We start from the raw sequence: 11,944 nt of genomic DNA on the forward strand, positions 1-11,944 counted from the left end.
CTGCGCGCCAGATGCATTGCCGACAGCGACACGGCTTATTCCAAAAACGACGGACGCCCAGCCATTTCGGTATTAAATCATTGCAAATCAAGCTGTTAGGCTTGCCGGTTCGCAGCAGCCCCGGATGGCTGTTGACACAGTCTTTTCTGGAGTTCCCATGAATCTACCGCTGATTCTCAACCTGCTGGTGTTCCTCGCCCTGCTTTTGGGTCTTGCGCAAACCCGACACACGACCTGGAGCCTGGCGAAAAAAGTCCTGCTTGCACTGGTCCTCGGCGTGGCGTTCGGCGTTGCGCTGCACACGATTTACGGTGCCGGCAACCCGGTACTGAAAGCCTCGATCAGCTGGTTCGATCTGGTCGGCAACGGTTACGTGCAGTTGCTGCAAATGATCGTGATCCCGCTGGTGTTCGCCTCGATCCTCAGCGCCGTGGCGCGTCTGCACAACGCCTCGTCGCTGAGCAAGATCAGTTTCCTGACCATCGGCACGCTGCTGTTCACCACCGCCATCGCGGCGCTGGTCGGCATCGGCCTGACCAACCTATTCGGCCTCACCGCCGAAGGTCTGGTTGCCGGCACTCAGGAAATGGCGCGCCTGCAAACCATTCAGAACGACTACGCCGGCAAGGTCGCCGACCTGAATGTGCCGCAGTTGCTGCTGTCATTCATCCCGCAGAACCCGTTCGCCGACCTGGCGCGGGCCAAACCGACCTCAATCATCAGCGTAGTGATTTTCGCCGCGTTCCTTGGGGTCGCCGCGCTGCAACTGCTCAAGGATGACGTGGAAAAAGGTCAGAAAGTGATCAACGCCATCGACACCCTGCAGGCCTGGGTGATGCGTCTGGTGCGCCTGGTAATGAAGCTGACCCCCTACGGTGTGCTGGCGCTGATGACCAAAGTGGTCGCTGGCTCCAACCTGCAGGACATCATCAAGCTCGGCAGTTTCGTCGTGGTCTCGTACCTCGGCCTGGGACTGATGTTCGTGGTGCACGGTGTGCTGGTGTCGGCCGCCGGGATCAACCCGCTGCGCTTCTTCCGCAAGATCTGGCCGGTGTTGACGTTTGCCTTCACCAGCCGCTCCAGCGCGGCGACCATTCCGCTGAGCATCGAGGCGCAGACCCGGCGTCTGGGGATTCCGTCGTCGGTCGCCAGTTTCGCTGCGTCGTTCGGCGCAACCATTGGCCAGAACGGATGCGCCGGCCTGTACCCGGCAATGCTGGCGGTGATGGTGGCGCCGACGGTGGGTATCAATCCGCTGGATCCGCTGTGGATCGCGACGCTGGTGGCGATTGTCACGTTGAGTTCGGCCGGTGTGGCCGGGGTCGGCGGTGGCGCGACGTTCGCGGCACTGATCGTGCTGCCGGCGATGGGTTTGCCGGTGTCATTGGTGGCGTTGCTGATTTCGGTCGAGCCGTTGATTGATATGGGGCGTACCGCGCTGAACGTGAGTGGCTCGATCACCGCCGGCGCGATTACCAGTCAGGTGATGCAGCAGACTGATAAAGCATTGCTGGATGCTGATGAGCATGCCGAGTTGGCTCAGGCGTGATGTAAAGCAAGATCAAAAGAACGCAGCCTTCGGCAGCTCCTACAGGAGAGATGCGTACATCCTGTAGGAGCTGCCGAAGGCTGCGATCTTTTAGGCTTTTTCCCAGACTTCGAAGTTGTACGCGGGTTTATCTTCAACCGCCGGATTTTCAACATTCGACACCAGTTTCCACTGGTGCACATCAAACTCCGGAAACCACGCATCGCCCTCAGGGCTCAGCGCCACGCGGGTCAGGTACAGACGATCAGCTTGCGCCAGTCCCTGCGCATACAACTGCGCGCCGCCAATCAGCATCAATTCATCAACGCCCTGCGCCTTCGCCCATTCCTCGGCGCGAATCACGGCAGCTTCCAGCGATGCATACACCTCGGCGCCCTCCAGCACTAAATCGGGCTGACGGCTGACCACGATATTCAGACGCCCCGGCAACGGCCGACCCAGCGAATCCCAGGTCTTGCGGCCCATGATGATCGGCTTGCCGAGCGTGGTCGCCTTGAAGTATTTGAAGTCCCCCGGCAGGTGCCAGGGCATGCTGTTGTCGACGCCGATCACGCGGTTTTCACCGAGGGCTGCGATCAGGCTGAGGGGAAGTGATTTAGTCATGCCGGCGAGGATACCAGAGCCGCGCTTACCCCGATAAGCGCCACAGCGGTTATGCTCAGCGCTCGATTTAGCGACGGGACGCCGCGTGACTGAACTGACTCCATTGCAAAACCTCTGGCTCACCGAAACCATCCGCCTGCGCGAAGAACACGCGGGGCCGCTGGATGATCTGGAAGCCAATCGTCTGGCCCGCGCCGCTGGCGGCGATCTGCCGAGCCGTATTGCGCGCCGGGCGTCATGGCTGGCCGAGCGTGACGGGCTGACCGCCGCGCTCAAGCACTGGCTGCAAGGCGCGCGCCTGGCGCTGGTGTTGTTGATGATCTTCGCGGTGCTGAGCGGCGCCGGCCTGGCTTTCGCCGCCCTCGGGCAGACGCCGGTGAATGTGTTCTGGGCGCTGGGCAGTCTGCTGGGGATCAATCTGATTTTGCTGCTGAGCTGGGCGCTGGGTTTGATTTTCGCTGGCGAACACGGCGCCACGCTTGGGCGTTTGTGGCTGTGGCTCAGCGAAAAACTCGCCCGCGATGCCAAAGCCGCGCAACTGGCGCCGGCCCTGCTGTTGCTGCTGCAACGCAAGAAGCTCAACCGCTGGGCACTCGGCGCGTTGGTCAATGGCCTGTGGCTGCTGGCGATGCTCAGCGCGTTGATCCTGCTGCTGACGCTGATGGCCACGCGGCGCTACGGCTTCGTTTGGGAAACCACGATCCTCGGCGCCGACACTTTCATCCACGTCACCCAGGCCCTCGGCTATCTGCCGTCGCTGCTTGGCTTCAACGTGCCGACTGAGGAAATGATCCGCGCCAGCGGCGACAGCGCACTGGATATTGAAAGCGCACGACAGGCCTGGGCGACCTGGCTGGTCGGCGTGCTGGTGGTCTACGGCGTGCTGCCGCGCCTGCTGCTCGCGCTGTTCTGCCTGTGGCGCTGGAACAGCGGCAAAGCCGCGCTGCGCCTGGACCTGAATCTGCCCGGCTACGCGCAACTGCGCGAACGGTTGATGCCAACCAGCGAACGCCTCGGCGTCAACGACCCTGCGCCTGCGCAACTGCATCGTGTCGAGAGCAACGTCGGCGAACTCGCCAGCGAAGGCGCGTTGCTGGTCGCCATCGAACTTGACGAACAACGCCCGTGGCCGCCCCCGTTGCCAAAAAGCGTCAGCAACGCCGGCATCCTCGACAGCCGCGAATCGCGGCACAAACTGCTCGAACAACTCAGTCGCTTCCCGCCGGCGCGCCTTGCGATTGCTTGTGATCCGCGGCGTTCGCCGGATCGCGGCAGCCTCGCGCTGATCGCTGAGCTGGCGCGCAACGCCGGCGCCACTCGGGTCTGGCTGCTGCAAGCGCCGCCCGGCGAAGCGCTGGATGGCCAACGTCTGGGCGACTGGCACGCGGCGCTGCAACAACTGGAATTGCCGTTCGCCAATTGCGCGCCGATGAACTGGCTGGAGAGCGGACATGACTGATGCACGCAAGGCGCCGCTGAAACTGGCGGTGGTTGGCCACACCAACGTCGGCAAGACCTCGCTGCTGCGCACGCTGACCCGTGACGTCGGCTTCGGCGAAGTCTCGCATCGGCCGAGTACCACACGGCATGTCGAAGGCGCGCGGTTGTCGGTGGATGGCGAGCCGTTGCTCGATCTGTACGACACGCCGGGGCTGGAAGATGCGATCGCCCTGCTCGATTTTCTCGAACGTCTGGAACGCCCCGGCGAACGCCTCGACGGCCCGGCGCGGCTGGCGCGGTTTCTCGACGGCAGCGAGGCGCGCCAGCGTTTCGAACAGGAAGCCAAGGTGCTGCGACAGCTGCTCGCCTCCGACGCCGGTCTGTATGTGATCGATGCCCGCGAGCCGGTGCTGGCCAAGTACCGCGACGAGCTGCAAGTGCTCGCCAGTTGTGGCAAACCGCTGCTGCCAGTGCTGAATTTCGTGAGCAGCGCCAACCATCGCGAACCCGACTGGCGTGAAGCCCTGGCGCGGCTCGGGCTGCACGCCCTGGTGCGTTTCGACAGCGTAGCGCCGCCCGAGGATGGCGAGCGGCGCTTGTACGAAAGCCTCGCACTGCTGCTGGAAAATGCCCGGCCGCAACTGGAGCGATTGATCGCCGATCAACAGGCGCAGCGCATCGCCCGTCAGCAAAGTGCCGCGCGCTTGATTGCCGAATTGCTGATCGATTGCGCCGCGTGCCGGCGCAGCGTTGTCAGCGAAGCCGAGCAGGAGCAGCAAGCGATCAGTGAATTGCGCAAAGCCGTACGCCAGCGCGAGCAGAAGTGCGTTGAGGCGTTGCTCAAGCTCTACGCGTTTCGCCCGCAGGACGCGGCGGCCAATGATTTGCCGTTGCTCGACGGGCGTTGGGGCGATGACCTGTTCAACCCGGAAACACTGAAACAGCTCGGCGTACGGGTCGGCGGCGGCGTTGCTGCCGGTGCGGCGGCCGGGGCTGGCGTGGATTTGCTGGTCGGCGGCATTACCCTCGGCGCAGCAGCGCTGGCCGGGGCGATCGCCGGCGGCGCCCTGCAAACCGCGCGCAGTTACGGCAGTCGCCTGCTCGGCAAGATCAAAGGCCAACGGGAATTAACCGTGGATGATGGCGTGTTGCGGCTGTTGGCGTTGCGGCAGCGGCAACTGGTGTTGGCGCTGGATCAGCGCGGGCATGCGGCGATGGACGCGGTTCAGGTTGCAACGCCGGTGGATAAAACCTGGCGCGAAGGCAAGTTGCCGGAAGTGTTGAACAAGGCCCGGGCGCATCCGCAGTGGTCGTCGCTCAATCCCCATCCGAAGCTGAATCAGGCGCAAAGGCAGGAGCAGGTTGAGGCGTTGGTCAAGGCGTTGTAGCGGCTGTTCCGGCCTCTTCGCGAGCAAGCCCGCTCCCACAGTTTGATCGCATTCGTTCAGGGGTACCCGGTCAAATGTGGGAGCGGGCTTGCTCGCGAATGCAGCACCTCGGTTCCAAGGGTTTACGCCGCCAGCAGCCGCGCCGCTTTCTCTTTCAGCATCACCAAATCAATCACCGGCACCGCCATTTCCTTGGCCAACTCATCCCACTGGCGCATCCGCAGGCTGACAGCACACAACGGATCCCGCTCAAACATATCCGCCTCAGCCTCACTCATCACCCCACCCTGATATTCCAGCGTGCGCCGACTCGCCTCACTCAACCGCGCGTAATACCCCGGCTCACGCAACGTCAGATAGCGCTTGGCCTGAACGTGATATTCGACCAGCCGCGCCAGCCGCTCGCTGAAACCGGCCTCACGCAGATAAGCCGCACCGAGCCGTTCATGGCTGACCACGCCGTAACCGCCCATGTTGTCCGCGCCCTCGGCACACAAATGGCCGATGTCATGGAAAAACGCCGCCAGCACCACTTCATCGTCACAGCCCTCGGCCATGGCCAGCTCGGCCGCTTGCGACATGTGCTCGAGCTGCGACACCGGTTCGCCGATGTAATCACTGGCGCCGAAGCGTTCGTACAAGCCGAACACCCGCGCCACCACTTGCTCCGGATTCATGCCTCCTCCAGCAACTGCGCAATGTTGCGCTCGGCCATCGCCGGGCCGACGCTCATACCGACGCCGGTGTGCATCAGCGCCACGCTCAACCCCGGTGCCGGGCGCAGGAATGAAAACGGCCCCGGTCCACGGGCACCATAGACGCCCTGCCAGCGTTCGACCACTTGGAGCGTGCAGCCCAACGTCTGCTCGGCCAGTTGCAGCATCCAGTCGTCAATCTGCTCGGCGTTGAACGGTGATGCATCGCGGCCGTAATGGTGCGAGTCGCCGATGATCAGTTCGCCATACGGTGTCGGGCTGATCAGCAGATGAATGCCGTTGGCGTGCAGGTGTGGATGCTCGCGGATGATCTGCGCCTGTAGCGCTGCGGCTTCCGGCAAATCGGCAAAGGCGCCGTAGTGCACGCAGCTCAGACCGGTGAGCACGGCGTGTTGCAGGTGCAACTCGATGCTTGGTCTGGCGCGGAGCATTTGCAAACGACACACCTGCGGATTGAGCGCAGCAATCGGCTCGGCCAGCAGGGTCTGATAATCGTGACCGGAGCAGACGATGATCTGCTTTGCAGTGAAGTCACCGACAGTGCTGCGCAGTCGCCCCGGCTCAACGTCGCGCACCAGCGTGGAAAAATGAAACTCGACACCGAGATCGCGGCGCAGGTAGTCGATCAGCGCCGGAATCGCTTCGCGTGAATATAACTGTTGATCATCCCTGCCATGCAGCGCGGCGCGGTGATGGCTGAATTGACCGCCATACAGATCGCGCAGTGCAGCGCCGCGCAGCAGCTCAACGTTGTAGCCGTGTTCCAGCGCACGAGCGGCGCAGAACGCTTCCAGCAAATCTTCTTCGGCTTCGCTGCGGGCGAACAGGTAAGAACCATTGCGCTTGATCTGCAGACCGGCGAGCTGCGCCCAGTCGCCCCAGATCTCGCGGCTGGCCTTGGCCAGTTCGAGCATGGTGCCGGGCGGCTGGCCGGTGACCAGCGCCTGGCCGAAATTGCGCACCGAAGCGCCGAGAGGGGTGGCGGTGCGTTCGAATACCGCGACTTTCAGCCCGCGTTTGGCGGCGGCGTAGGCGTGGGACAGGCCGAGGATGCCGGCGCCGACGATGAGCAGGTCTTTGGGTTGTGTCATATGGGAATGTCCTGCATGAAAGACCGCTTTCGCGAGCAAGCCCGCTCCCACAGGTGATTTTGGTGCCCACAACATGTGTGTTCACTAAAGATCCAATGCGAGAGTTCGCCAGTCCCATAGGGAATTGTGCTGTGAACACGGTCCAATGTGGGAGCGGGCTTGCTCGCGAAGGGGCCTCGTCAGTCGATAGAAATCTTACTTGGCAGCCACTTTCTCGGACTTGCCGTCATAGCGCTTGCGCCATTCAGCCAGGATCTCGTCGCGATTCTTCGAGGCCCAGGCAAAGTCGTTCTTGATCAGACGCTGCTCGTAATCGGCGGGCAGTTCGGTCTGCGGTTTGGCGATCCCCGGCTGGGCGAGCACGGCGAAGTTCTCTTTGTACAGGTCCATCGCCTCGGCGCTGGCGGAGAAATCAGCGAGTTTCTGCGCTGCCTCTTCGTGCGGCGTGCCCTTGATCACTGCCGTCGCTTCGATCTCCCAGCCCAGGCCTTCTTTCGGCAGGATGATGTCCAGCGGCGCGCCTTGGCGCTTCAACTGAACGGCCGGATACTCAAAGGAAATGCCGATCGGGAATTCGCCGGCCGCAGCCAGTTTGCACGGCTTGGAGCCGGAGTGAACGTACTGGCCGATGTTCTGGTGCAGGCCGTCCATATAGGCCCAACCCTGCTTCTCGCCAAAAGTCTGCAACCAGGCGCTGACGTCGAGGAAACCGGTGCCGGACGACGCCGGGTTAGGCATGACGATCTTGCCTTTGTATTCAGGCTTGGTCAGGTCCTGCCAGCTTACTGGCTTGGTCAAACCCTGTTTCTCGGCCTCGACGGTGTTGAAGCAAATCGTCGCGGCCCACACGTCCATGCCGACCCACGCTGGCGGGTTGGCGGCGTCACGGTAATTCGCGCCGATCTTGTCCAGATCCTTCGGCGCATAGCTTTGCAGCATGCCTTGCTGATCGAGGATCGCCAGGCTCGACGCCGCCAGTCCCCACACCGCGTCAGCCTGCGGACGAGCCTTTTCGGCGAGCAGTTTGGCGGTGATGATCCCGGTGGAATCGCGCACCCATTTGATCTCGACGTCCGGGTTGGCCTTTTCAAAGGCCTCCTTGTAGGACTTCAGTTGTTCGGCTTCGAGGGCGGTGTACACCGTCAACTCGGTTTTTGCCGCGAAGGCATTCAGGCTGAAAGTCGCGAGCACAGCAGCGGCCAGGGCCATAGGCTTGAACATGAGCGTTTTCCTGTAGATGAGTTGATCGGGTTTGCAATCAGTGACCGGGCGCGGTTTGCCGCCAGGCCTGGGAGCGGCGCAGCAAACCGCGTGAAGCCCATGCCAGCAGCAGCGACACGCCGGCCGAGGTGAACAGAATCAGGGTCGACATCGCCGCCGCACCGCCGACGTTGCCGGCGTCGTCCATGTTCAGCACCGCCACCGCCGCGAGGATGGTGTCGGGGCTGTAGAGGAAGATCGCAGCGGAAACCGTGGTCATCGCCGAGACGAACAGGTATCGCACGATGTCCAGCAGCGCCGGCAGGCAGATCGGCACGGTGACGCGCAGGTAATGCCGGTACAGCGGCGCCTTCAGCGACAGCGCCGCCGCTTCGAACTCGGCGTCGAGCTGGCGCAGTGCGGTGGTGGCGGTCATTTGTGCGGTGGTCAGATAGTGCGCGATGGTGCAGACGATCAGCAGCGTCATCGTCCCGTAGAGCACGTGCAGCGGATTGCCGGTGAGGTTGAAGAAGAAAACGTAACCCAGGCCAAGCACCAGTCCCGGCACCGCCATCGGAATGAAACTGAGCATGCGCAACGTCAGGTTCAAGCCGCGCTGGGTGCGGGTCTTCTCCATCAGATAAGCGCCGGTGAAGATCAGCACGCTGCCGATCAGCGCGGTGCCCAACGCCATTTTCAGACTGTTGCTGTAGGCGAGCCAGCCACCGCCGGCGGTCTCGTTGAACTGATAGTGGTTGAGCGACAGCGACAGGTTGTATGGCCAGAACTTCACCAGCGACGAAAACACCGCCATGCCGAACACCAGAATCAACGCCGCGCTGATCAACAGCACAATCGCCAGATAGCAGCCATCGCGCATTGTCGACGGCAGCGGTTTGAACACTTGCGCGCGCCCGCTCATGGAGTCGCCGTGACGCCGACGCAGCCAAGCGTCGACCGCGAAACTGAACAGCGCCGGCAGCAACAGCACCATGCCGATCAACGCGCCGCGACCAAATTGCTGCTGGCCGACCACGGCCTTATAGGCTTCCAGCGCCAGCACTTGGTAATCGCCACCGACCACCACCGGCACACCGAAATCGGTGATGGTCAGGGTGAACACCAGGCAGAACGCGGCGAACACCGCTTGGCGGGTCGCCGGCCAGGTGATGCTGCGAAACGCCTTGGCCGGGCTGGCGCCCATGCTCGATGCGGCATCGAACAGCCGCGCATCGGCCAGCGACAACGCCGAGAGCAAAATCATCAGCGCATGCGGAAAGGTGTAAATCACCTCGCCGAGCACGATGCCCCAGAATCCGTAGATATTGTCCGAGAGCAACCCACGCAGCATGCCCTGGTTGCCGAACAGATAGACCAGCGCAATGCCCGGCAGCATCGACGGCGCCATCAGCGGCAGCAACGAGATGCCACGCCAGATGCCCTTCGCAGGAATCAGCGTGCGCTGCAACGCGTAGGCAAACAGGTAGGCCAGCGGTACGACGATGGCCGCGACGCTGAGGGAAACTTTCAGGCTGTTGCCGAGCAGCCAGTGGAAATTCGCGCTGGTCACTAGTTCTTTCGCCGCGAGCCATCCGCCGCCCTGCCCGGCGTCATTGCTGAAACCGCGCCAGAAGATCGCCAGCAATGGCAGCAGTACCGCGACACCGAGCAACAGCAGCAAAAGGATTTTGCCGCCGACCACGAAGACCCGGTCGCCCACCTCGGCACGGGACGTCTGCCGTACCTGCTTGGTCGGCAAGGGCAAGGCAATCCCGGCGCTCATCAGGCAAACACCTGCAGGCTGCGCGGCGGCAAGGCGACCATGATCTGCTGGGCACCGAGGCGCGGCATCGCTTCCGGGGCGAGTTCGGCGAGCAGTGCATGGCCCGGCAATTGATCGAGTTCGAAGCTCATGCGGCAGCGGTTGCCGAGAAAGGTGATCTCGCGGACCTTGGCCGGGAACAGGTTTTCTTCGTGCACCGGCGGGTTGACGTTGATCGCTTCCGGGCGGCAGAACAGTCGACCCGAGGCGCTCTGCACGCTGCCATCGGCCAGACGCATATTCATCCCGCCGACCTGGGCGTGACTGTCGCCGCTGCGCTGGAACGGCAGCCAGTTGCCCTGGCCGACGAACTCAGCCACAAACGGCGTGGCCGGGCGGTTGTAGATTTCCTGCGGGGTGGCGTATTGCTCGACGCGGCCGTTGTTCATCACGGCGATGCGGTCGGCCATCAGCATGGCTTCGTCCTGGTTGTGCGTGACCATCAGCGTGGTGATGCCAAGGTTGCGCTGCAGTTGGCGCAGCTCGGTGCACAGATGCTCACGAACGCGGGCGTCCAGGGCTGACATCGGTTCATCAAGCAACAACAGCGACGGTGCCGGCGCCAGCGCGCGGGCCAGCGCTACACGCTGCTGTTGGCCGCCGGACAATTGGCCGGGGTACTTTTTCTCGCTGCCGGTCAGGCCGACCAGTTCGAGCATTTGACCGACCCGGCGACGCACTTCATCGCGACCACTACCGGCGAGGCCGTAGGCAATGTTCGCTTCAACGGTCAGATTGGGGAACAGCGCGTAGGACTGGAACAGAATCCCGTAATCGCGGGCCTGCGGGGCAAGGTGCGAGACGTCGCGCTCGCCCAGATACAACTCGCCGCTGTCCTGCTTCTCCAGCCCGGCGATGCAGCGTAGCAGCGTGGTCTTGCCACAGCCCGACGGGCCGAGCAGACAGACCAGTTCACCGGCGGCGACATCGAGCGAGACGTTATCCAGCGCGGTGAACGCGCCGAAGCGCTTCTGTACGCTCCGCACTTTCATCGGCGCACCGGGGTGGGTCAGGACAGTTGCGATGGCAGGGTTCATGGACAGACCTCATCAAACGGATGAGGCCAATCCTAGGGTTGTAATGCGTCGGTCATATGGCAGCGAGGCAAAAACGGCTGATAGTGACATTCGGGGATTTGGGTTCACCGCCGATCGTTCCCACGCTCCGCGTGGGAATGCCTCAACGGACGCTCTGCGTTCGGCTTTTGGGACGCAGAGCGTCCCGGGCTGCATTCCCATGCGGAGCGTGGGAACGATCATTATGCGGGGGACATTTCCTGCGCCAGGCCAAGAAATGCCGCCGGCAACCGCGCGCCTTTGCGCTCTTTCAGGCAATACAGATACTCGGGAATCTGCGGCGCATTCTCGATGCTCAGCACGCGCAGCTGCGGATCGTGCGGCACTTCCTGGCGAGCGATGATGCTGATGCCGATGTTGCGCAGCACCGCCTCGCGGATCGACTCGCGGCTGCCGATCTCCAGCAACGGCCCGAAACTGACCCCGGCGCTGGCCAGCAACTCTTCGGTCAGCCTCCGCGTGGTCGAGCCGGACTCACGCATCAACAAGGTATGCCCGGCCAGCGCGGTCAACGCCACATGCGTCTGCGTCGCCAACGGGTGGTTGCGATGCACCGCCAGCACCAGCGGATCGGTGCCCAGCACGCGGCGAATCAGCCGCGCGTCATCCAGCAGCTGCGATGACGCGGCGATGTCCACCCGGTAATCCTCCAGCGCTTCGAGGACTTGCTGCGAGTTGCCGATCTCCACCGACACTTCCACCTGCGGCAAGCGTTCGCGAAAGGTCTTCACCAGATCGAGGATGTAATACGGCGCCGTCGCGGCGATGCGTAACGTGCCTTGCACCTGGCCGCTGTTGCGCAGAAAGAACTCTATGTCGGCCTCCTGCTGCAACAGCGTCTTGACCATCGGCAGCAGCCGCGCGCCTTCGTCGCTGACACTCAGACGCCGGCCGCCGCGGTAGAACAGCTCCACCGAATACTGGCTTTCCAGATTGCGGATTTGCGTGGTCACGGTCGGTTGGCTGAGGCCGAGTTTTTTCGCCGCCAGCGTGATGCTGCCCAGGCGGGCGACCATGTAAAACGCTTTCAGCTCGGCACTCAGCACAACCATCCCTCTT

The 11,944-nt window shown here is 62.9% G+C and carries 10 protein-coding genes; 3 read left to right on the forward strand and 7 right to left on the reverse strand.

Going from position 1 to position 11,944, the window contains the following annotated elements:
- Positions 1-157: 157 nt before the first annotated feature.
- A complete protein-coding gene (locus CXF97_RS22830; RefSeq protein ID WP_101161332.1) occupies positions 158-1,549 on the forward strand; it encodes an L-cystine transporter in 1,392 nt (463 codons plus the stop codon).
- Positions 1,550-1,639: 90 nt separating this feature from the next.
- Here CXF97_RS22830 and CXF97_RS22835 read toward each other — a convergent pair whose 3' ends face one another.
- On the reverse strand, positions 1,640-2,152 hold the full coding sequence (locus CXF97_RS22835) for a dihydrofolate reductase (protein WP_101161335.1): 513 nt from the start codon (positions 2,150-2,152) through the stop codon (positions 1,640-1,642).
- Positions 2,153-2,237: 85 nt separating this feature from the next.
- Here CXF97_RS22835 and CXF97_RS22840 point away from each other — a divergent pair, with 85 nt between their 5' ends.
- Positions 2,238-3,611 carry a DUF2868 domain-containing protein gene (locus CXF97_RS22840; protein ID WP_101161337.1) on the forward strand — a complete coding sequence of 458 codons (1,374 nt, stop codon included), beginning with the start codon at positions 2,238-2,240 and terminating at the stop codon, positions 3,609-3,611.
- Entirely contained in the window at positions 3,604-4,980 is a 1,377-nt protein-coding gene (locus tag CXF97_RS22845) for a GTPase/DUF3482 domain-containing protein (RefSeq protein WP_101161340.1), read from the forward strand. The genes CXF97_RS22840 and CXF97_RS22845 overlap by 8 nt, the downstream gene beginning before the upstream one ends.
- Positions 4,981-5,102: 122 nt before the next feature.
- Here the strand turns inward: CXF97_RS22845 and CXF97_RS22850 are convergent, their stop codons facing one another.
- The 6 genes from CXF97_RS22850 to CXF97_RS22875 all read right to left on the reverse strand — a co-directional run bounded on the left by CXF97_RS22850 (position 5,103) and on the right by CXF97_RS22875 (position 11,931).
- A complete protein-coding gene (locus tag CXF97_RS22850; RefSeq protein ID WP_101161343.1) occupies positions 5,103-5,657 on the reverse strand; it encodes a phosphonate degradation HD-domain oxygenase in 555 nt (184 codons plus the stop codon).
- Positions 5,654-6,787: a TIGR03364 family FAD-dependent oxidoreductase gene (locus CXF97_RS22855; protein WP_101161346.1), complete on the reverse strand. Its 1,134-nt coding sequence runs from the start codon at positions 6,785-6,787 to the stop codon at positions 5,654-5,656. Before CXF97_RS22855 ends, CXF97_RS22850 begins: the two co-directional genes overlap by 4 nt.
- A 195-nt stretch (positions 6,788-6,982) precedes the next feature.
- Positions 6,983-8,008 (reverse strand): putative 2-aminoethylphosphonate ABC transporter substrate-binding protein, encoded by a 1,026-nt coding sequence (locus tag CXF97_RS22860; protein WP_101161349.1) that lies wholly within the window; start codon positions 8,006-8,008, stop codon positions 6,983-6,985.
- Positions 8,009-8,045: 37 nt separating this feature from the next.
- Positions 8,046-9,770 carry a putative 2-aminoethylphosphonate ABC transporter permease subunit gene (locus tag CXF97_RS22865; RefSeq protein ID WP_101161352.1) on the reverse strand — a complete coding sequence of 575 codons (1,725 nt, stop codon included), beginning with the start codon at positions 9,768-9,770 and terminating at the stop codon, positions 8,046-8,048.
- The gene (locus tag CXF97_RS22870; protein WP_101161355.1) at positions 9,770-10,846 is read right to left on the reverse strand and encodes a putative 2-aminoethylphosphonate ABC transporter ATP-binding protein; all 1,077 of its coding nucleotides are present in this window, start codon (positions 10,844-10,846) and stop codon (positions 9,770-9,772) included. Before CXF97_RS22870 ends, CXF97_RS22865 begins: the two co-directional genes overlap by 1 nt.
- A gap of 221 nt (positions 10,847-11,067) precedes the next feature.
- The gene (locus tag CXF97_RS22875) at positions 11,068-11,931 is read right to left on the reverse strand and encodes a LysR family transcriptional regulator (protein ID WP_101161791.1); all 864 of its coding nucleotides are present in this window, start codon (positions 11,929-11,931) and stop codon (positions 11,068-11,070) included.
- Between the last annotated feature and the right edge of the window lie 13 nt (positions 11,932-11,944).

It is taken from the genome of Pseudomonas sp. Choline-02u-1 (genome assembly GCF_002836515.1).
Classification (GTDB): Bacteria; Pseudomonadota; Gammaproteobacteria; order Pseudomonadales; family Pseudomonadaceae; genus Aquipseudomonas.

What these genes read in the sequence shown, in the direction of transcription:
- CXF97_RS22830 (WP_101161332.1), top strand. Translation starts at nt 158, where the DNA reads ATGAATCTACCGCTGATTCTCAACCTGCTGGTGTTCCTCGCCCTGCTT.
- CXF97_RS22835 (WP_101161335.1), bottom strand. Translation starts at nt 2,152, where the DNA reads ATGACTAAATCACTTCCCCTCAGCCTGATCGCAGCCCTCGGTGAAAAC.
- CXF97_RS22845 (WP_101161340.1), top strand. Translation starts at nt 3,604, where the DNA reads ATGACTGATGCACGCAAGGCGCCGCTGAAACTGGCGGTGGTTGGCCAC.
- CXF97_RS22850 (WP_101161343.1), bottom strand. Translation starts at nt 5,657, where the DNA reads ATGAATCCGGAGCAAGTGGTGGCGCGGGTGTTCGGCTTGTACGAACGC.
- CXF97_RS22855 (WP_101161346.1), bottom strand. Translation starts at nt 6,787, where the DNA reads ATGACACAACCCAAAGACCTGCTCATCGTCGGCGCCGGCATCCTCGGC.
- CXF97_RS22860 (WP_101161349.1), bottom strand. Translation starts at nt 8,008, where the DNA reads ATGTTCAAGCCTATGGCCCTGGCCGCTGCTGTGCTCGCGACTTTCAGC.
- CXF97_RS22865 (WP_101161352.1), bottom strand. Translation starts at nt 9,770, where the DNA reads ATGAGCGCCGGGATTGCCTTGCCCTTGCCGACCAAGCAGGTACGGCAG.
- CXF97_RS22870 (WP_101161355.1), bottom strand. Translation starts at nt 10,846, where the DNA reads ATGAACCCTGCCATCGCAACTGTCCTGACCCACCCCGGTGCGCCGATG.